The sequence below is a fragment of the Pseudomonas sp. dw_358 genome (assembly GCF_018449655.1).
Taxonomy (GTDB): domain Bacteria; phylum Pseudomonadota; class Gammaproteobacteria; order Pseudomonadales; family Pseudomonadaceae; genus Aquipseudomonas.
This window is the reverse complement of sequence record NZ_JAAVUX010000003.1, coordinates 292,282-312,606: the sequence shown is the minus strand read 5'-3', so window position 1 is coordinate 312,606 and position 20,325 is coordinate 292,282. Positions and strand designations below refer to the sequence as shown.

20 protein-coding genes are annotated in these 20,325 nt (G+C 63.7%); 17 read left to right on the top strand and 3 right to left on the bottom strand.

Features of this window, described 5'->3' with window-relative positions; all coding sequences use genetic code 11:
- Positions 1 to 57 precede the first annotated feature (57 nt).
- The 9 genes from HB675_RS07295 to HB675_RS07255 all read left to right on the top strand — a co-directional run bounded on the left by HB675_RS07295 (position 58) and on the right by HB675_RS07255 (position 8,996).
- Positions 58 to 951, top strand: a complete 894-nt coding sequence (locus HB675_RS07295) for an alpha/beta fold hydrolase (RefSeq protein ID WP_256737483.1) — start codon at positions 58 to 60, stop codon at positions 949 to 951.
- Between the two features lie 541 nt (positions 952 to 1,492).
- Complete coding sequence (locus HB675_RS07290; RefSeq protein WP_213877141.1) at positions 1,493 to 2,215, top strand: sugar dehydrogenase complex small subunit; 723 nt, start codon at positions 1,493 to 1,495, stop codon at positions 2,213 to 2,215.
- Positions 2,216 to 2,227: 12 nt separating this feature from the next.
- Complete coding sequence (locus HB675_RS07285) at positions 2,228 to 3,820, top strand: GMC family oxidoreductase (protein WP_213877139.1); 1,593 nt, start codon at positions 2,228 to 2,230, stop codon at positions 3,818 to 3,820.
- 1 nt (position 3,821) lies between these two features.
- Positions 3,822 to 5,231: a c-type cytochrome gene (locus tag HB675_RS07280; RefSeq protein WP_213877137.1), complete on the top strand. Its 1,410-nt coding sequence runs from the start codon at positions 3,822 to 3,824 to the stop codon at positions 5,229 to 5,231.
- Positions 5,232 to 5,283: 52 nt separating this feature from the next.
- Entirely contained in the window at positions 5,284 to 5,781 is a 498-nt protein-coding gene (locus tag HB675_RS07275; RefSeq protein WP_213877135.1) for a heme-binding protein, read from the top strand.
- A gap of 256 nt (positions 5,782 to 6,037) precedes the next feature.
- On the top strand, positions 6,038 to 6,889 hold the full coding sequence (locus tag HB675_RS07270; protein WP_213877134.1) for a transporter substrate-binding domain-containing protein: 852 nt from the start codon (positions 6,038 to 6,040) through the stop codon (positions 6,887 to 6,889).
- Between the two features lie 3 nt (positions 6,890 to 6,892).
- On the top strand, positions 6,893 to 7,540 hold the full coding sequence (locus HB675_RS07265) for an amino acid ABC transporter permease (RefSeq protein ID WP_213877132.1): 648 nt from the start codon (positions 6,893 to 6,895) through the stop codon (positions 7,538 to 7,540).
- Positions 7,537 to 8,196, top strand: coding sequence for an ABC transporter permease subunit (locus HB675_RS07260; protein ID WP_213877130.1), 660 nt, complete (start codon positions 7,537 to 7,539; stop codon positions 8,194 to 8,196). Before HB675_RS07265 ends, HB675_RS07260 begins: the two co-directional genes overlap by 4 nt.
- Positions 8,193 to 8,996 (top strand): amino acid ABC transporter ATP-binding protein, encoded by an 804-nt coding sequence (locus HB675_RS07255; RefSeq protein ID WP_213877128.1) that lies wholly within the window; start codon positions 8,193 to 8,195, stop codon positions 8,994 to 8,996. Before HB675_RS07260 ends, HB675_RS07255 begins: the two co-directional genes overlap by 4 nt.
- Here the strand turns inward: HB675_RS07255 and HB675_RS07250 are convergent.
- A complete protein-coding gene (locus HB675_RS07250) occupies positions 8,993 to 9,508 on the bottom strand; it encodes a MarR family transcriptional regulator (protein ID WP_213877126.1) in 516 nt (171 codons plus the stop codon). The genes HB675_RS07255 and HB675_RS07250 overlap by 4 nt on opposite strands.
- Positions 9,509 to 9,836: 328 nt before the next feature.
- Here HB675_RS07250 and HB675_RS07245 point away from each other — a divergent pair, with 328 nt between their 5' ends.
- From HB675_RS07245 to HB675_RS07210, 8 genes are all read left to right on the top strand, one after another.
- Positions 9,837 to 11,102, top strand: coding sequence for an amidohydrolase/deacetylase family metallohydrolase (locus HB675_RS07245; RefSeq protein ID WP_213877125.1), 1,266 nt, complete (start codon positions 9,837 to 9,839; stop codon positions 11,100 to 11,102).
- 7 nt (positions 11,103 to 11,109) lie between these two features.
- Positions 11,110 to 12,651, top strand: coding sequence for an oxalurate catabolism protein HpxZ (gene hpxZ, locus HB675_RS07240; RefSeq protein ID WP_213877123.1), 1,542 nt, complete (start codon positions 11,110 to 11,112; stop codon positions 12,649 to 12,651).
- The gene (locus tag HB675_RS07235; RefSeq protein WP_213877120.1) at positions 12,648 to 13,871 is read left to right on the top strand and encodes an amidase; all 1,224 of its coding nucleotides are present in this window, start codon (positions 12,648 to 12,650) and stop codon (positions 13,869 to 13,871) included. The genes hpxZ and HB675_RS07235 overlap by 4 nt, the downstream gene beginning before the upstream one ends.
- Complete coding sequence (locus HB675_RS07230; protein ID WP_345945753.1) at positions 13,868 to 15,478, top strand: gamma-glutamyltransferase family protein; 1,611 nt, start codon at positions 13,868 to 13,870, stop codon at positions 15,476 to 15,478. Before HB675_RS07235 ends, HB675_RS07230 begins: the two co-directional genes overlap by 4 nt.
- Before the next feature lie 61 nt (positions 15,479 to 15,539).
- The gene (locus tag HB675_RS07225; protein WP_213877118.1) at positions 15,540 to 16,580 is read left to right on the top strand and encodes an aromatic ring-hydroxylating dioxygenase subunit alpha; all 1,041 of its coding nucleotides are present in this window, start codon (positions 15,540 to 15,542) and stop codon (positions 16,578 to 16,580) included.
- Positions 16,567 to 17,523, top strand: a complete 957-nt coding sequence (locus tag HB675_RS07220; RefSeq protein WP_213877116.1) for a PDR/VanB family oxidoreductase — start codon at positions 16,567 to 16,569, stop codon at positions 17,521 to 17,523. The genes HB675_RS07225 and HB675_RS07220 overlap by 14 nt, the downstream gene beginning before the upstream one ends.
- Before the next feature lie 272 nt (positions 17,524 to 17,795).
- The gene (locus tag HB675_RS07215; RefSeq protein WP_345945752.1) at positions 17,796 to 19,019 is read left to right on the top strand and encodes a GAF domain-containing sensor histidine kinase; all 1,224 of its coding nucleotides are present in this window, start codon (positions 17,796 to 17,798) and stop codon (positions 19,017 to 19,019) included.
- A gap of 79 nt (positions 19,020 to 19,098) precedes the next feature.
- On the top strand, positions 19,099 to 19,509 hold the full coding sequence (locus tag HB675_RS07210) for an ester cyclase (protein WP_213877114.1): 411 nt from the start codon (positions 19,099 to 19,101) through the stop codon (positions 19,507 to 19,509).
- Here HB675_RS07210 and HB675_RS07205 read toward each other — a convergent pair.
- Positions 19,501 to 19,944 carry a MarR family winged helix-turn-helix transcriptional regulator gene (locus tag HB675_RS07205; protein ID WP_213877112.1) on the bottom strand — a complete coding sequence of 148 codons (444 nt, stop codon included), beginning with the start codon at positions 19,942 to 19,944 and terminating at the stop codon, positions 19,501 to 19,503. The two genes, HB675_RS07210 and HB675_RS07205, sit on opposite strands and share 9 nt — an antisense overlap.
- Positions 19,941 to 20,306, bottom strand: a complete 366-nt coding sequence (locus HB675_RS07200) for a response regulator (RefSeq protein ID WP_213877110.1) — start codon at positions 20,304 to 20,306, stop codon at positions 19,941 to 19,943. The genes HB675_RS07205 and HB675_RS07200 overlap by 4 nt, the downstream gene beginning before the upstream one ends.
- Positions 20,307 to 20,325 lie beyond the last annotated feature (19 nt).

Genomic DNA, 20,325 nt, shown 5'->3' with positions numbered 1-20,325 from the left:
GTGCTTTTCAGAGATTAGCTGCACGCGCGGTGAACACGGTTTCAACGTTGGAAAGCCATGGGGCTGATACGCCTTGAACGTATTGGCAAAACAAGAAAAAATATTATCGCTCGGCCTTGGCACGCCGCGATTCAGTTCGCGGGCCGTTTGGGGCGAACACGCCGGCTTGAGGCCGGTTTATTCGTTTTTGAGATTAATACACGGATGTCTGAAATGCCTCGATCTCCCATTCTCCTCATCCACGGCCTGATCGGCAGCCTGCGGGACCTGCTCCCTGTGTTCGCTCGTCAGGGCATTCAAGCCTTCGCCCCGGATCTGCTTGGCTACGGCACTTTGCAGGATACGGCGCCCTCCCTCATCCACCTCGATGGACAGGTCGCCCATCTCGCCTGCTGGCTGAAGGAAAACAATATCGAACGGGTCAACCTGCTTGGCCATTCCGTAGGCGGCGCTGTGGCCATGCGCTTTGCCCGCGCGTATCCAGAACGCGTTGCCTCCGTCATCAGCGTGGAAGGCAATTTCACGCTGTCTGACGCCTTCTGGTCTGCCGGCGTGGCCCGCATGGCCCCTGTCGAAGCCGAGGCTATGCTGCGCGATTTTCGGGGTGCGCCAGGTGCGTGGCTGGCCAGGTCCGGTATCGATGCGACGCCGGCCAATCTTGAAATGGCGGCGCGACTGTTGGCCAATCAGCCGGCTTCCACCCTTCAGGCGACAGCTTGCTCGGTGGTCGACGTCACCGGAGCACCCTCGTTTCTGGAGGGCGTTCAAGCCGTGTTTGGGGGGGCGATCCCGGTGCATCTGGTGGCAGGAGAGCGCTCGTTTTCCGGCTGGAATGTCCCTGCCTGGGCATTGGAGAGCGCGGCCAGTATCACGCGGCTGCCAGGTGGGCATTTGATGATGGTGGAAGACCCGGAGGGGTTTGTTTCGGCCATGGCCGGCATGCAGAGATGACCCTTTAAAAGTGCAACTCTTCTATCACTGTCAGGGGTCTCGGAAGCCACGCGTGAGTGTGTGGGAGCCGCCCGTGGGCGCGATGGCATCACCGCGCAGTACCGTTTCACCGCGTCGCCTGCATCGCGGCCAGCCCTGCTCACAAGTGCAAGTGCCGGCCCAGCCCATGGCGGGCAACTATGGATGCTCTTGCACGCCATCATGCGGTATGTAAGATGAAACATTGACGCAAAGCCATCATTCAACTTGTCTGGAAGTACGCTTAACTAATTTGTCATTTTGACCTGAACAACCCCCGACCTATTCTTTCCCCCCTTAGTTCTATCTACCCTGTCGATAGACTGAATCTGCAAAAATAATATCAAACTAACGTTACACCTTGGGTATGTTGTTTTCGCTTGAGACCGTTCTCACTGTCGCTGCAAAGCGGACAGGTTCTCATTCAACAATAGCGCCCCACGCCGCCCTCGAACGAACTTCGCGAGGCGACAGTGTGTGCACAAGGATTCTCCGTGCAGTCTGTTACCTAAGGTTTGACGCCATGGATCGAAGAAGCTTTCTGATAGGTGCCATCTCCATTCCCCCCGTGCTGGGTTTTCTGTCGTCGAACGTCGCTTTCGCGGTTGAAGATTCAGAGACTAGCTTCCTCAAGGTCAGCCGGGTGCTGATCGGACGAAATGACCTTTCCCCGGACATTGCCCGGCGCATCGAGACGCTGCTGGCGCAACGCGTCCCCGGTTATACGCAGAAGATCAACGAACTTGCCCTGACCTGTACCTCGGCCATGCAGGACCCCAGCCAGCGCACGGCGCTGCTCAAGGGTTTGTCGGTGGATGACCTGGATTTCGCCCTGGCAATCGCCAAGCCCTGGTACCTGGGCTACGTAGGTACGCCGTCGGGGTCGATCCTCAAGGACGATGCCGTGTTCGTGACCTACCTGGATGCCCAGGCCTACGAGGTGGTGAGCAAGGATCTGCCGCGCACCTCGTATCCGCCGGGCGGGCAGGGGTGGTGGCAGGCGGTACCGGAAGGGGTGACGTCGCCGGCGATGCCGGAGCGAGTCACGGATTGGACATGGCAACCGGAAGGGGCCACGGGAGTGATCGCCAAACCGGACCCCGCCTGGCGGGCGTTCGGCATGGGTCAATACGCCAGCGTCGAGCTGGCACGCGCTGCGTTGCCTGGCGCGAAGGCCAAGCCCACGCGCCCGGCGGGTAATACGGCTGGCGCGGCGACCACCCCCAAGACCAACCCCACCCCTTGATCGGAGCTGACCATGGCAGATTTTGATGCAGATGTGATTGTCGTCGGCTCCGGGGCCTTGGGTTCGCTGGTGGCTTACGAAGCGGCGAAAGCCGGGCGCAGTGTGATCATTCTGGAGGCGGGCCCCGAGATTCCGGACTGGAAGGTGACCGAGAACTGGCGCACCTTGCCCGAGCGCTACAACTGGAATGCGCCATTTGGTGATGTGCCCCATGCGCCCAACAGCCAGACGCCGGGTTATCTGGTGCTGGACAACGCGCCCATGAAAAACTTCCCCGGCACCCTGCGCGTGGCGGGCGGCACCTCGCGGCACTGGACGGCATCCGCCTGGCGGCCATTGCCCGAGGATATGAAGCTCAAGACCAGCTACGGTGTGGGCCGCGACTGGGCGCTGGACTACCACGAGCTCGAGCCGTTCATCACCGAGGCCGAATACCTCATGGGCGTCAACGGCGTCGACATCGAGGACCAGTCCGGCGGCCATCAGCACGGCTATCCGCCGCGTTCCAAACCCTTCCCTCTGCCGCCGGAAGCCAAGCCCTACATGTTGCAGCGCATGCAGATGCGCCTGGCTGCCAAGGGCTATCGAGTACTGCATGCATCGTCCTCGCGCAGTTCACAACCGTGGAACGGTCGGCCCGGTTGCGTCGGCAACAACATGTGCCAGCCCAACTGCCCGATCAATGCCAAGTATTCGGGGCTGATGACCTTGCGCATGGCTCAGGAAGCCGGCGCCAAGCTGCGCACCGATGCGGTGGTGGACAAGATCGAGAAGGGCACCGATGGCAAGATTACCGCGCTGTCCTACTTGAGCCCCAAGGGCCAGCGCACCCGGCTGACCGCGCGGCAATTCGTGATCGCCGGCCATGGTTTCGAAACACCGAAATTGCTGCTGCTTAACGATCTGGCCAACAGCTCCGATCAAGTCGGGCGCAACCTGATGATTCACCCCGGCACCGGCTTCACCTTTTATGCCGACGAGCCGCTGTGGCAGGGGCGCGGGCAGTTCATTTCCGGGGCGATCCTGGAGCGGCGCAATCAGGCCGACCGCGACCGGGTGGCCGCCATGCACTACGACGTGATCAACATCATCTGGACCGATCAATTCGCCACCGAGCTGCTGACCAAGGAAAAGCTCATCGGTGATGATTTCGAAAGTGCCTTGCGTGATCGCCTCTCGCGCTTCGTGCAGATCCAGACCATGACCGAAGACTTGGCGCGGCCCGATAACCGCATCACCCTTAACCGGGGATGGAAGGATGCCATCGGCCTGCCGGGCCTGAACCTGCACTATCGGCTGGACGATTACAGCCGCGCCACCCAGGCCAACGCCATCGACGATTACGCCAACTTCCTCGAGGCGCTGGGTGGCACGCCCGCGTCGCCGCCCACCGACTGGACCGGCCAGGACCACGTCATGGGCACGGTGATCATGGGGCACGACCCCAAAGACTCGGTGGTCGATGCCGATCTGCGCACCCACGACCATCCCAACCTGTCGCTGGTGACCACCGGGGTCTTTCCCGCCTCGGGTTCGGTCAATCCGACGCTGGCCGGCATGGCCCTGGCGATTCGCGCCGGGCGCCGCATCGCGGCGGAGGTGTGACATGGTGATCAAGTCTGCTTATGGTTTTGCCCTTGCCGCCGCCCTCAGTGTGCTGACCTTGCCCGCGCTGGCCCAGGACAACGACACCGACGCCATCAGCCGCGGCCGCGCCGTGGCAACGGCGGGAGACTGCTCGGCCTGTCACCAGGACCATCGTCCCGGTGGCTCGGCCTTTGGCGGCGGGCTGGAGATCGTCTCGCCGGTGGGCTCGATCTACGCGTCCAACATCACCCCGGACAAACAACACGGCATCGGCGCGTGGACCTTCGAACAGTTCCGCGACGCGATGACCAAGGGCGAGTCGCCGACCAAGGGCATGCTTTACCCGGCCATGCCCTATACGGCCTACACCAACATGAGCGACGACGACCTGCACGCGCTCTATACCTACCTGATGACAGGTGTGCAGCCGTCCGACCACGAGCCGCCGGTGACCGAGTTGCCGTTCCCGTTCGTCCGCCAGGCCATGCACGCTTGGAACCTGCTGTTCCTGCACACGGCAGGCAGTGCCGGGGCCACGGCGCCGGCCGGCTCGGTGGCGCGTGGACAGTACGTGGCGCAGGCGCTGGAGCATTGCTCCACCTGTCATACGCCGCGTAATGACTTCTTCGCCGAAAACACCAGCAAGCTGCTGTCGGGCGCGCAGGTCGGCAGCTGGTTTGCGCCGAACATCACCTCCGACAAGACCGGCATCGGGGCCTGGAGTGACGAGGAGCTGACGCAATTCCTCACCCAGGGGCATAACGATCACGCGTCGGCCGGGGGCGACATGGGCCTGGCCGTGCAGCGCAGCCTGTCCAGGTTGCCGCCGGAGGACATCCGCGCCTTGGTCGCCTACCTGCGCAGCCTGCCGCCGGTCTCCACGCCCCATGCCGCCGGCCGGGCGCATGCGCCGGCGCCGGTGGACGTGGCGGCGGTGGAGCCACAGCAGCACTTCGATATTGCCACTCTGGCCAACGGCAGCAGTCGTGATGGTGCGCAGTTGTACCAGTCCGCCTGCGCCGCCTGCCATGCCGCCAACGGTACGGGCACCGTCGACAAGACCCATCCGGATCTGGCGAGCAATTCGACGGTCCTGCTGGCGTCGCCGAATAACCTGATCCTGACCATCGCCGAAGGGGTTCACCGTACGGTCAATGGCCAGAAAACCGCCATGCCCGGCTTCAGTGCCGACCTCAACAACGCGCAGATTGCGGCCTTGGCCACCTATGTGCGGCAAACCATCGGCGGCCTTGCCTCGTCGCCGGCCATCACCGTGGAGGATGTGGTCAGGGTGCGTGGCGGCGATGTCCAGCAGAACTGGCTGACCCACTATGCCAAGCCGCTGGCCATCGTCGGCCTGATCGTCCTGGCGATCATCGTGCTGCTGATCGGCAGCCGTCTGAAGCGCCGCAAAGTCATACCCAACTGATTTCCCTTTAGCGCATGGCATACCGCCTTGCGCCTTTTTCGAAGAGATAACCATGAAAGCCATGTTTCAAAAAACCGGATTCCAGAAAGCGGCCCTCGGCCTGGGCACCGCCTTGTTGTTGAGCGGTTTTGCTTCGCAGGCCAGCGCTATCACCAATGTCCCGGTGCTGCAGGACAGCGACGTGATGAAAATCGTCGACGCGGCGAAGAAATCCATGGACGCCAACCACACCAAAGGCTGCATCGCCGTGGCCGACGCTGACGGTCAGTTGCTGTTCATGCAGCGCCAGGAAGGCTCGGCACCGGACTGCCTGGAGTCGGCTGAAGGCAAGGTCAGGACTGCTGCGCGCTTCCAGGAGACCACCAACACTTTCTACAAGATGCTGAACCAGAACAAGCTGGTGATGGTGGCTGTGCCTGGCCTGGCGCCACTGCCCGGCGGCGAGCCCATTCGTCACAACGGTGTGGTGATCGGTTCGGTGGCGGTCAGCACGCCGGATGGCGACCTGGACTTGAAAGTCGTAGCGGATGCGTTGGCGGCAATCAAGTAAGGCCGTTTTGGGCAGGTCGGTCTTGTCGGGGATATCCGACGGGCCGGCGCTGCCGATAAACGATCATCTGTGAGGCATACCACCTATTAATTGGTTTTTTTTGGTGCGCGACCAGCCCTGCGAATATGGCTGTCTCTGTAGATCCAATGGCCTTCACAAAGCCATCTCCCGACCTTGAGCCCTGACATAATAGGTGGCATGCCACTTGCTTTGTCGGTTGAGCGCAGCCTGCGCTCTCGACGACAAGGGAATTCTCATGACCACTCTATTGCAGACCCTCCAGCGCCGGCTGCGTGCGCGCGCGCCGTTGTTGACTCTGGCCATGGCCTTGACCGCCACCCTGGCCCATTCCACCCTGACCCAGGCCGGCACCCTTGATGAGGCCAAGAGCCGGGGCTACTTGCTGGTGGCTACTGAAGATGATTACCGCCCATTCGAGTTCATGGATGAGGGCAAACCCACCGGCTACGATAACGAATTGCTGGCCCTGGTGGAGAAATCCACCGGCTTGAAGATTCGTCAGCAAGTGCTGCCATGGGCCGGGATCCTGCCCGGCGTCACCACTGGCAAGTACGACATGGCGCTGTCGGCGGTGCTGGTGACCCAGGCGCGCAAGGCGACCTTCGATTTCACCTCGCCGACGGCCGAAGTCACCACCTACTTTGCCACCAAAAAAGGCAGCCCCATCCTCAAGCCCGAAGACCTGATCGGCAAGACCGTGGGCGCCGAGACCGGCAGTGCCATGCTCACCGACCTCAAGGATTTCGACGCCAGACTCAAGGCCAAAGGGCCGGGCCTGAAAGAAATCGTCGAGTACCACGGCTACCCCGAGGCCTATCAGGACTTGGGTAACGGCCGCCTCGATGCCGTGGCCAATACCGACATGTCCTTGCAGGACCTGATCAAGCAACGCGGCGACATGTTCGTCATCGCCCAGCCCATCGGTGCGCCGACCTACCTGGCCTGGGCCGTGGCCAAGGGCAACAGCAGCGTGCTGAAAGCCGTCGATGCGGCGCTGCTGGACGCACGCAGGAGCGGCGAGATGTCGCGCCTGCAAACCAAATGGCTGGGCAAGAGCCACGACGACATGCCGCTGGACGTCAACTGATCCATGACCGCTTACGACTACTGGAGCATTGTCGTCGGGGCACTTTCGACGGTGGGCGTGTCGCTGGCCAGCATCCTGCTCGGCGTGCCGGCCGGGCTGGGGCTGGCATTGCTGCGCTGGGGCAAGGTGCCGGGGGTGACACAACTGGTGTTCCTGTATGTCAGCGTCATGCGCGCGTGCCCGGCGGTGACGCTGATCCTGCTGATCTTCTTCGCGTTGCCCCAGTTCGGCATTTCCCTGGATCCGGTCACGGCCGGGATCCTGGCCTTGAGCCTGTCCACGGCGGCGTTCAACTGCGAAGTCTGGCGCGGCGCGCTGATCGCCTTCCCCAAGCAGGAATACGATGCGGCGCTGGCCTTCGGCATGCGTCGGGGTTTGCGTCTGCGCCTGATCGTGCTGCCCCAGGTGTGGCGCTCCAGCCTGCCGGGGCTGGTCAATGAAATGACCATGCTGCTCAAGTCCAGCCCGGCGGTGGCGGTGATCGGCATGGTGGACATTACCCGCGCAGCTCAGAGGGTCGGGTCGCGGACCTATGAGCCGCTGCCGCCGTTCATTTTTGCGCTGTTGATCTACAGCGCGCTGGTGTATGGGTTGATCCGCCTGCAACGGCGGCTGGAACGGCGCAGTAGTGGGCAAGAGGCGTTCACATGAGCCACGACTTCCTGACCATCTGGGGACAGTTGCCCGACATTCGCAGCGGTTTCATCAACACCGTGATTCTGGTGGTGATTGCTGCCAGCGTCTCGCTGCTGCTGGGCATGCTGTTGACACCGATGCTGATGTCCCGGCGCCGCGGTATCGCCCGGGCCGCCAACCTGTTCTGCGACGCCATGCGCTGCGTGCCGTTTCTGCTGTTCGTCTACCTGATCTACTTCGCCCTGCCGTCCATGGGAGTGCGCCTGTCCAACTGGAGCAGCGGGCTACTGGCGTTGGTGCTGTACAACGCGGCCTACATGGCGGTGTTGCTGCGCGGCGCCTGGCTGGACCTGCCGGTGGACGCCATCGAGTCGGCGCGGGCGTTCGGCTTTCACGGTTTTTCCCTGATCCGCCGCATCATCATGCCGCCGGTGTTGATACGCGCCTTGCCGGGGCTGGGCAACCAGTTGATCCAGATCGTCAAGGACAGTGCCTTCCTGTCGATTATCGCGGTCACCGAGCTCACCAGCGTGATGAACGCCATCCAGTCGACTTATTTCATACCTTTTGCTGCGTTTCTCTCGGCCGTGCTGCTGTACTGGCTGCTGTGCCTGTGCATCGAGATCCTCACCAGCATCCTGACCCGCTTGGCCGAGGAACGCCGCCCATGAATGCTCTCCCGACAACGGCCCTGGACGGTCTCGCCGTCAGCAGTGGCAAGGTATTGCAACTGCAAGGCCTGTCCAAGTGGTTCGGCGACAACCACGTGCTCAAGGACGTGTCCCTGGACGTTGCCAGCGGCGAAGTGGTTTGCCTGCTGGGGCCGTCCGGCTGCGGCAAGTCAACCTTGCTGCGCTGCATCAACTGGCTGGAGCAGCCGGACGCCGGCAGTGTCTACCTCAAGGGCCAGCGCATGGGCGTGAACAAGGGCGGGGTGAAGATGAACGACGCCGGGCTGGCGCAGATGCGTGCGCGCATCGGCATGGTCTTTCAGCATTTTGCCCTGTGGCCGCATTTGAGTGTGTTGGACAACCTCATGCAGGCGCCCCTGCACGTGCAGAAACGCTCCCGCGACGAAGTGCGCGAGGAGGCGCTGGCGCTACTGGCGCGGGTCGGGCTGGCCGACAAGGCGCACATGTTCCCCTCCCGGCTATCGGGTGGCCAGAAGCAGCGCGTGGGCATCGCCCGGGCGTTGGCCATGAAGCCGGACATCCTGCTCTTCGACGAGCCCACCAGCGCCCTCGACCCGATGCTGGTGGGCGAGGTGCTGGAAGTCATGCGCGGGCTGGCGGGGGAGGGCGCAACCATGGTGATCGTCACCCATGAAATGGAATTCGCCCGCCAGGTGGCCAGCCGCGTGGTGTTCATGGACGCCGGCCACATCGTCGAAAGCGGCGCGCCGGAGGCCTTTTTCTCGGCACCGCAGACGCCCCGGGCGCAGCAGTTTCTGGCGCGTTTTCGCCCTGCCTAGTTGTCGTCACGCAGCTTGAACGGCGCACTGCCCAGATCGTTGTTGGCCTCCACCAGGCGGATCAGTTGCAGCATGAAAAGGCTGCGCTGGTCGGCGGGAATGTGTTCGATGGTGCGGTCGTGGGCGCGCTGGACGTTGGCGTCCATTTTCTTCAACAGGTACAGGCCCTTGCGGCTGAGCTTGACCCGCTTGACCCGCCGGTCCTCGGTGCTCTGGCGCCGCTGCAGCAGGCCGCGTGCCTCAAGACGAGGAATCACCTCGGCGACGCTGGTGCGCTCCAGGCCGATCTCGAGGGACAAGGTGTTCTGGTCCATCTCGCCGTGGGTACCCAGCGCGGTCATCAAGCTGTACTGCACCGGGGTGATATTGAACTCGCGGGTTTCATCGAGAAACAGGCCGCAGTGGATCTGATGCAGACGACGGATCAGGAAACCCGGCCGGCCCAGCAAGGCCGACCGGCTCAGGGCGAGGTTCAGCTCGGTCTGCACATCATCGTCTTGCGTCGTACTCATGGGTCACAGACCACCTTGGCTGGAAAAGAGCCCCGATTATAAAGCACAAAGGGGTATGCCTCCTTGTTTTTGATTGCCCCTGAAATGCCTCGTCCAGCTCATCTGATAGGAGGTATGCCACGCGATGCTTCAGGGTGGTGCGTGGCGATTTCTATTGGTGCAGTCACAGAGGCCGGCAGAGGACTTCAAGACGCCAATAAAGAAGGTATACCACCTAAATAAAAATGATTATTTATCAATTAGTTGAATCCAGTATAGGGTTTATTTTTTTCGCATTGGCATGCTGATTGCGTAGTCCTGTCTACCTTCTTTTGACCCGATGCCTGCCATGAAAAAAATCCTTCTCCACAGTGGTCGTGTGATCGATCCCGCGAACCATATCGACTGTGTCTGTGACGTGCTGGTCGAAGGCAGTCGCATCGCTGCCGTCGGCGCCTTGCTGGCCAGCCATGACCGCAGTGACGTCGAACTGATCGACTGCAGCGGCCGGTTGGTGCTGCCTGGCTTGATCGACACCCACAGCCATGTCTATCAGTACGTCACCGGTCGCTTCGGCCTGAATGCCGACATGTGCGGCGTGCACTCGGGCGTCACCACCCTGATCGACCAGGGCGGCGCGAGCTGCATGACCTTGCCGGGCTTTCGCAAGTTCGTTGCCGAGCCGGCCGAGAGCCGCGTGCTGTCGTTCATTTCTGCTTACCTGGTGGGTGGCCTGGAAGGGCATTTCTACCCCGAGCTCTATCGCCCGGAATGCGCGGATGTCGCTGCCACGGTGAAGTCGGCTCTGGCCAACAGCGACCTGGTCAAGGGCATCAAGGCCCATGCCGAGCTGGGTGGTTTTGCCCGCTGGGGGTTGGACGTGATGAAAAAAGCTTCGCAGATCGGCGAGCAGACCGGCTTGCCGGTGTACATCCACTTTGGCCAGCTGTGGCCGATGCCGGACGAGCCGGCCTTCGAGATCGACCCGGACAGCATCTTTCCCCAGGTGCTGGAGGTGCTCAAGCCCGGCGATGTGTTGGCCCATCCGTTCAGCCGCCACCCCGGTGGTTTCGTCGAGCAGAGCGGGCAGATGCATCCCTTGGTCAGTGAGGCCATCGAGCGCGGTCTCAAGGTGGACGTGGGCCACGGTTCGCACTTCAGCTACAAGATGGCCGGCAAGGTACTGGGCGCCGGTGTATTGCCAGACACCCTGGGCTCCGACATGCATGGCTATAACACCACGGTGCCAGCCCCGGCCGGCACACCGGACGAGCATCCGGACGAAGAGCATCTGTTTACCGGTACCTCGCGCTTCAGCCTGGTCTCGGCCATGGTCAGCATGATGGCGCTGGGCTTGAGCCTGGAACAGGTGGTGCCGATGGTCAGCGTCAATGCCGCGAAAATGGCCAACATGAGCGATGCGCTCGGCACCCTGGGCGTGGGCCGCGAGGCGGACATCAGCGTGCTCAGCGACGAGCAGGGTCGTTGGCTGTTGCGCGACAACGAAGGCACCGAGGTGATCGCCAAGCGCATGTTGCAGCCGTTGTTCTGCCTGCGGGCCGGCAAGCGTTTCGACGCTACGGCGTCGATTCTGCCGGTGCCCCATGCCGTCTGAGCGACCGATGACCGCGCCTGAGCTCGCACTGGCCCCTGCCTTGGCGCGGCTGTATGCGGTGCGCCCGATGTGGACGGATGTGCGCAGCGCCGCAGAGGCTGTCGGGCTGGCGCCAATGACGTTGCTCCACGCCGGGCCGCCGTTCGCCGACCCCTGCCAGCCAAGCGCGCCGGTGCTGTCCTCGGCGGTGCTGTGCTGCCTGTACGAAGGCTGGGCTCGCAGCGAAAGCGAGGCTCAGGGCTTGATCGCCAGCGGGCAGGTGCGCCTGCGTCCGGCTCAGGACCTGCGAGTGGTCACGCCTTTGGCGGCGGTCATCTCGCCCGCTACCACGTTGGTCGAGGTGCGTGATGGCGTAGGCGCGCGCAGTTGGTCGTTGTTGGGCAGCGGCAGTGGACCGCAGATCCGTTTCGGCACGCGCAACCCGGCCGTGCTCGACCGCTTGCGCTGGCGCGATGGCCGCCTGGCAGCCGTGCTGCACCAGCGCTTGCAAGCGGCGCCGGTGGCGTTGTTGCCCCTCGCGGTCGCTGGCCTTGAGGGCGGCGATGACCTGCACAGTTGCACCACGGCGGCCACCACGGCGCTGCAGCACAGCCTCGGGCTGGATGACCTCGACGTCACGGCGATGCTCGACAGTACGCCGCTGTTCTTCCTGACCCTCTGGATGGCGGCCTGCCACTTGATGCTGGACGCCACCTGTGACCCGGCGCGGCCTACCCGGCTGGTGCTGGCGCTGGCCGGCAACGGTGTGGATGTCGGCGTACGCCTGGCAGATCAACCACAACGCTGGCTGACCGCGCCCGCTCATGTCCCCGATGGCCCGCGTATCAAACCTGGCGCCACGCTGGCCAGCCCGATGCTGGGCGACAGCGGGGTAATCGATGCTGCCGGTTTCGGCGCCCAGGCCTGGCATCACAGCATCGATGTGGCGCGCTCGATGAATCCCTGGCGCTCGCCCGGCGAGTACCGTCGCCCAGGCTGGCTGCGGGGTGAGCACCCCCTGTTCGCCGGGTTCCATCTGGGCAGCGCTATCGACGCCAGCCGAGTGACCTTCGACCAGCCTGCCCCCTGGGTGGCGATCGCCATGCTCGATGGCGCTGGCGAGCAAGGGTTGCTTGGCCGTGGCCTGTGCCGGATCGATCCCGCGCTGTTCGGTGCGCCGGCGCAAGCGGGACCGCACATCAATCAACCGCACACCCTGGCGGCCTTGACCGAGCAGTTTGCCCATTACGAGCAGGCCCTGATCAGCAACGACATCGCCGTGCTCGACGCATTGTTCTGGAACAGCCCCCACACCCTGCGCTACGGCCCTCGCGAACACCTGTACGGTTATGCAGCGATTCAGGCTTTTCGTCAGGGCCGGCCGGCGACCGGTCTGGACCGAGCCATTGAGCAGAGGTCCCTGACCACCTTCGGCAGCGAGTTCGCCGTGACCCATATCGTCTTCAGCCGGTTCGGCCAGCCGCGCCTGGGCCGTCAGACCCAAAGCTGGGTGTGTTTTGCCGGCGAGTGGCGCATCGTCGCGGCCCACGTCAGTTGGATGGATCTATGAACAGGGCGCTGCAACCCGGCCTTCACGGCGCATTCATGGCGCAGGGTTTCGGCCTGCTGGCACAGCGACCCGAGCCCGTGGGCGTGCAGTCGCTAGCCGGCGTGCGTCTGGCGGTCAAGGACGTCTATGACGTCGCTGGCCTGACCTGCGGCGCCGGCAACCCGCAGTGGCTGCAAGGGCAACCCCAGGCCCGGGTGACTGCCGCGTCGGTCAGCACCTTGCTGGCGTGCGGCTGCCATTGGGTCGGCAAAACGGTCACCGACGAATTGACCTACAGCCTGGCGGGGATCAACGTTCACTATGGCACTCCGATCAACCCGCTGGCGCCAGAGCGTTTACCGGGTGGCTCGTCGTCGGGTTCGGCGGTGGCCGTCGCTGCGGGCTACGCCGACCTGGCGCTGGGCACCGACTGCGGTGGCTCGGTGCGTTTGCCGGCGAGCTATTGCGGGATCTGGGGGATTCGCCCGAGCCACGACCGGGTTTCGGCCGAGGGCTGCTTCACCTTGGCGGGCAGCTTCGACACGGTAGGCTGGTTCGCTCGGGACGGCCAGACCCTGGCGCTGGCCCTGGACTGCCTGTTGCCAGCGTCCACCGAGGCCACTGGGGTGTCCCGGCCACGGCTGATCGTCAGCGAGGACGTACTCGGCTTGCTGGACGACGATGTCCGCGACGCTTTCGAAGCCTGGCTCAAGACGGCTGCCATCGACCCTGAGCGTCTGCCCCCCGGCCGTTTGCCATTGGCTGAATGGGCGGCGGCCTTTCGTACCCTGCAAGCCGGTGAAGTCTGGCAACGGCACGGCGACTGGGTCAGTCGCGTTTCGCCGCGCTTCGGGGCAGACGTGGAAGGCCGCTTCGAAAACGCCAGCCGCATCACCAGCGAACAGCGTTGGCAGGCGGCACAAACCCGGCTCCAGGCCCGCAGCACGCTTGCCCGACTTTTGGGCAGCGATGCCCTGTTTCTGCTGCCGCCGGTCCCTGCTGGTGCACCGCGGCTTGACGCGTCGCCGGCGCAGGTCAGCGAAGTGCGCTTGCGCTCGCAGCAATTGCTCTGCATGGCCGGGCTGGCGGGCTTGCCGCAAGTGGTCATGCCGTGGCGGCGCTTTGACGGCGCGCCGTTGGGGCTGTCGCTGATGGGCGCCCATGGCACCGACCATCAGGTGCTGGAGGCGGCACGTTTTCTGTATCGACAATGCATCCAGCCTTTGGAACCTGCCCCGTGAAAACACACAGCCTCAACCCCATTCGCGGCACCCGTGCCATGGCTGTGGCGCCTCATGCCTTGGCGGCGCAAAGCGCGCTGGCGGTCATGCGTGAAGGCGGCAATGCAGTGGAGGCGATGATTGCCGCCGCGGCCACCATTGCGGTGGTCTATCCCCACATGAACAGCCTGGGCGGCGATGGCTTCTGGCTGATCGCCCGTCCCGGTCAGCGGCCCATGGCGCTTGACGCCTGCGGCGCGGCGGCCATGGGCGCGACGCTGGACAGCTATCGCAATCAGGGCTTGCAGAGCATTCCGTTTCGCGGCGGGCTGGCGGCCAATACCGTGGCCGGTACCGTCTCCGGCTGGGAGGCGGCGTTCGACTGGCAGCGCGAGGCCCTGGCCGGCCGGCTACCGCTGTCGCGCTTGCTGGCGGACGCCATCGAGTACGCCCGCCAAGGGATTCCGGTGACCGACAGCCAGCGCCGCTGCACCCTCGCCAAGCAGGAAGAATTGGTCGGGATTGCGGGGTTCGCCGAGACCTTCCTGCTCAACGCCCGGGCGCCGCTGGCCGGGCAGCGGTTTCATCACCCGCGGCTGGCCGATACGCTGGAGCAATTGACGGTGGCCGGTCTGGGGGATTTCTACCGAGGCGAGCTGGCGGAAAATATCGCCCGCGAGCTGGCAGCGGCCGGTAGCCCACTGCGCTTGAGCGACCTGAGAAATCATGCCGCGCAATGGCGCAAGCCGCTGGTGCTGAGTCATTCCCGCGGCGAGGTGTACAACTTTCCACCGCCCACTCAGGGGCTGGTGTCGTTGCTGATCCTCGGCCAGCTCGACCGCCTGCTGACCCCGGACATGGACGCCCTCGGCGCGCCGTTCGTGCATGCCTGCGTGGAGGCGACCAAGCGGGCCTTCGCCATTCGCGATCGGCACATCACCGACCCGGCCTACATGGCCGATCAGGCCCAGGATTTTCTCGACTCGCCACGGCTCGATGCCATGGCCGAAGCCTTCGACCCTTCGCAGGCCGCGCCTTGGGGCAAGGGCGTGGGCCCGGCCGACACGGTGTGGATGGGCGTGGTGGATAACCAGGGCGTGGCCGTGAGTTTTATCCAAAGCCTGTACCACGAATTCGGCAGCGGCCTCGTGCTGCCCACCTCCGGCCTGAACTGGCAAAACCGGGGTTGCAGTTTTTCCCTCGACCCTGCAGCACGCAACCCGCTGACGCCGGGACGCAAGCCTTTTCATACGCTCAACCCGGCCATGGCCCGGCTGGAAGACGGCCGCACCCTGGTCTACGGCAACATGGGCGGCGACGGCCAACCGCAATCCCAGAGCGCAGTGTTCAGCCGCATCGTGCAGTTCGGCATGAACCCGCAGGCGGCCATTGATGCGCCGCGCTGGTTGTTGGGTCGCACCTGGGGCGATGCCAGCGACAACCTCAAGCTGGAGTCGCGCTTTTCCAGGGCCTGCCAGGAAGCACTGGCCGCCAAGGGCCACGACTTGCAAGTGCTCGATGATTACGACGAAAGCATGGGCCATGCCGGCGCCATCGTGCGCCACGCCGACGGCCTGCTGGAAGGTGGCAGCGACCCTCGCAGCGATGGCGCCGTGGCCAGTTGGTAACCGAACAGGCAATACAACCGGGGCCGTGCCCGGTTCAACCGATATCGACAAGGTGACCCTGATGAACTGCAGAGAACATTTGAACCAGCTGGACACACCGCTGGAGCCGGCATTGCTCAATGACTGGCACGTGGTCGCGGCCAGCGATGAAGTGGTGGCGGGGACCTTGTACCCGACTACCCTGTTTGGCCGCGACCTGGTCATCTGGCGCGACTCCCAGGGCCAGGCCTATGTCTGGGAAGACCTGTGCATCCATCGCGGGGCACGGCTGTCCAAGGGCTTCATCGCCAGTGACAAAGTGGTCTGCCCCTACCACGGCTGGAACTACGACGGCACCGCCCAGTGCACGCTGATCCCGGCGTCACCCAATGAAACCCCGATGAAGAAAGCCAAGGCCATTGCCCACCACGTCAAGGAAGCCTATGGCCTGCTGTGGACCTGTCTCGGCGAGCCGGAACACGAGATCGCGCCGTATGAGGAATGGCACGACCCCCGCTACAAGAAAGTGGTCTGCGGACCGTATCGGTTCAAGTCCGGCTACCGCGCACTGGAGAACTTCATGGACCCCACCCACTTCCCCTTCGTCCACGCGGGTGTCAACGGCATCCTCGAAAGCCCGGACCCGATCGGCCCTTACGACGTCTGGGAAAAAGACGGCTACCTGCACACCGACGAGGTGCGCCTTACCCAGCCCTACGGCGACCCGCGGGAAGTCCCGGTAATTGCCTATTACGCCTACAAGGTGTTTCGCCCGGGCGTGGCCTACTTCAAGAAACGCCTGGTGATCTCCGACCCGGAGCGTGCCCATGAAGGCAACGAGGCCGACCGTTTCTGCACCTTCTTCACCATGCAGCAGGTCAGTGAAACCGAAAGCATCATCCGCATCACCTGCGCCATGAACTTCGACCCACAGCCCAGCGATGCCGACGTGCGCCGCCGTCAGGACTTGGTCTACGCCCAGGATGCCGCCATCGTTGACACCCAGCGCCCCGAGCGCATTCCCACCGACCTGCGCGAGGAATTGCACCACCGTACCGACCTGTTGGGCATGAAGTACCGCAGCTGGCTGCGTGCCATGGGGATCCGCTATGGCGCCGTTTGAAGCGGGGAATTGCCGTGTACGCCTGACCGGTATGCGCTACGGCGCGCAGGATATCGTGCTCTATGAACTGGAGGCACTGGACGCCGCCGACCTGCCCAGCGTGGAAGCCGGGGCGCATCTGGACCTGCACATCCCGGGAGGCCTGGTCCGCCAGTATTCACTGGTGGCGCCGCTGTGCGATGCCCGCCGCTATGTGATCGGGGTCAAGCGTGAGGAGCGCGGCCGCGGCGGTTCGTTGTGGCTGCATGACCATGCCCGGGTCGGTCAGATCCTGGACGTGAGCGCGCCGCGCAATCATTTCGCACTGGTGCACGATGATGCTCCGGTGATCCTGCTGGCCGGTGGCATCGGCATCACGCCGATCTACTCCATGTACCGCGCGCTGCTCGACCAGGGCCGCGCCGTGCAGTTGCACTACTGGTGCCGCACCGGCGAACACGCGCTGTTCCGCTCTACCCTGGAGGGGCAGAGCGGCGTGACGTTGCATTATTCCCGGCACATCGACCCTGGTCGCAAGTCACTGGCCCAGGCCCTGCAGGGCATGGCGGATGACGCCCATGTTTACTGCTGCGGGCCGCAAGCCATGCTCGACGAGCTGGAAGACATCGGCGCTGACCTGGGGCCACGTTTACACCTGGAGCGCTTCCAGGCTGCTGCGCCAGCCGCGGTGGCCGAGCAAGGGTTTACCGTGGTTTTGGCGCGGTCCGGCAGCGAAATGCTGGTCAGCCCGGGCGAGAGCATTTTGCAGGTGCTGTGTGATGCGGGGGTGGATGTCATGTATTCCTGCGAACAGGGCATTTGCGGAGCCTGTGAGGTGCGGGTGCTGGAGGGTGAGCCGGTTCATGCCGACAGTGTGCAGAGCGCCGAGGAGCATGTTCGGCGGGGGACGATGATGGTGTGTTGTTCCAGTAGTCGGTCGAGTCGGTTGGTGTTGGATCTGTGAAGCAAGTTGCCGGCAGACCGGCGAATGTGGCCGGCGCAGCAGTACCACGATTCGCCCTTGAACCGGCTTTTCGGGTCGCGATAACGAGCTCGAAGTAGCCCCGGCTGACCTCCGCCGGGGCTCGCGCCGACAAGACAGTTACAGATGAGCGGTGATTTTTCTCTGCGCCGGCGAGGGCCGGTGGCCGTACGAGTGGGGTATTCTGCACGGGCTGATGGCCCTTGGCCCCTTGCGGACCCGCTCATTCGACTGCCCAGGAATCGATTTCAATCGTGACTCAACCCTCGCCTGACTCACTCGATCCGCCCGTACAGGACTTCTCCAGCAGCGTGGCCGCCGTCGCCAGGATCGACGCGGTGCCGCTGATTCTGGAAATGGTCAAGCAGACCACCGGCATGCGCTTCGCTGCCGTGGCGCGGGTCACGGACCGCAACTGGGTAGTCTGCGCGGTGGATGATTCCATCGAGTTCGGCCTGGTACCCGGTGGGCAGTTGGTACTGGAATCGACCATCTGCCACGAGATCCGCCAGCATCGCCAGCCGGTGATCTTCAACCACGCCAGTCAGCACCCGGTGTTTTCGCAGCACCACACTCCCCGGACCTACAAGCTGGAAAGCTATGTGTCCATGCCCATCATCACGGCCGATGGCGAGTTCTTTGGCACGTTGTGTGCCATCGATTCGCTGCCGGCGCATTTCGACGAGGCCGTGGTGCTCAAGACCCTGGGGCTGTATGCGCAGTTGATCGCCATGAACCTGGACCTGTATCAAGGTTTGCTCAAATCCGAAGATGCCCTGGCCGATGCCACCGAAGTCGGGCGCTTGCGCGAGCAGTTCATCGCCGTACTGGGCCACGATTTGCGCACGCCCTTGAGTGCCGTGCGCATGAGCGCCGACCTGCTGGAAACCCGTATCGCTGACCCCCGCAGCCTGAGAATGGTCCAGGCCATTCGCAAGAGTGCCCTGCGTATGGGCAGCCTGATCGAAGACGTGCTGGACTTCGCTCGGGGCAAGTTGGGTGGGGGGATTCCGGTCAAGCCGGTAATGACCGATGACCTGCAGGGGCAGTTTGCCCTGGTGATCGCCGAGTTGCGAGCGGCTCATCCGGAGGCGCACATAGAGGCGACGTTGGAGGTGTCGGATGGGCTCTACTGCGATGCCCGGCGCTTGACGCAGTTGCTCTCCAACCTGCTGGGTAACGCCATTGTCCACGGCGCGAAGGGCGAGCCGATTCTGGTCCGCATTCACACCCGTGACGACACGCTGGTGCTGGCCGTGCGCAATGCCGGGCCAGCCATCGCCGGCGAATTGATGCCGCTGTTGTTCCAGCCGTTCCGCCGCGCTGAAGCCGGCCAGCGGGAGGAAGGACTGGGGCTGGGATTGTACATCGCCCACCAGATCTGCCTGGGGCACAAAGGCACCCTGCACGTGCAGTCCGAGGAGGGCTGGGGGACAGAATTCGTGGCCACGGTGCCCGCACGACTGAAGTGGACGTAACGCGCCGGTGAGTGGTTGATTTATACAGTCTGACTGTATAGTTTGGGTATTTCATATTCGTTCATTCGAGGGTGATCCCATGTCAGCCGCCAACAAGGCCGTCGTTCAACGCTTCAATCATGAAGTCATCCAGGCTTGCCAGCGGGAGGTCTTCGAAGCCTTGGTGGCGGAGGATTTCGTCAATCGCACGGCACCGCCCGGGCAGCCCGCAGGCCGGGAAAGCCTGTGGATGACCTTTCACGATGTGCTGCACCCTGGCTTGTCCGAGCTCAAGGTCGAGATCCTCGATCAGATCGCCGAAGACGACCGGGTGACCACTCGTAAACGCATCACCGGCCAGCACACGGGCGCGCTCATGGGCATTCCGGCCACGGGGCGCGCAGTGCTGATCGAGGTTATCGATATCGTACGCGTGCGCGATGGTCAGTACGTTGAGCATTGGGGCATGAACTCATTGGCCAGCGTCCTTGCCGGCCTGCGTTCAGCGTGATGGGCCGTCGGCGGCCAGCAGCTTTTCCAGAATCTGCACGGCGGCACCCAAGGTCTGTCGTTCCGCGCTGCTGACCTGTTGCGCCAGCCGAGTGGCCAGCCAGTCGCGGCGCTGGCGCTGCTCGGCGAGTAACAATTCAAGGCCTGCGGGCGTCAGTGCAAGCAATTGCTTGCGGCCGTCGTTTGGGTCCGCTGCCCGGCTCACCAGTTGCCGGGTTTCCAGCTGAGCCACCACCAGGCGCATGCTCTGGTGCTTGACCTGGCGATGGGCCGCCAGCTCACTGACACTGGCGGGGCCATGACGGTCGATGAAACCCAGGGTTTCGGACTGGGCCGAGGAGGGCGTCTGCGCCTCGCCGCGCACCTTGCGCACCAGGTTGCCGACGACCTGACGCAGCGCTTCGGCCAGCTGCTCGGGGGCAGTGAAATCGGTCACGGCGTGTCGCCAACCAGCTCGGCGACAGCGGCCAGCATCGCCCCAATGTCGAACGGCTTGTCGAAGACCCGGGTAAACAGGTCTGGTGCCGAGCGGCCCTCGCGGCCCTGGCCGCCGGTCATCAGGATGATCGGCAGATGCTCGAACGCCGCGCGCTTGCGAATCTCGCGGGCAAACTCGGCACCGTTCATGCCGGGCATCATGTAGTCAGTGATGACCAGGGATGGACGATCACGCTCGAGGATATCCAGGCCTTTGCGCGCACTGGAGCCCTTGACCACCATGTACCCCTCGTCCTCGAGGGCAAAGGCCAGGATGTCCGCTATCACATATTCGTCATCGACGATCAGAACGGTGCTCATCTCGATTCGACTCCGCCCG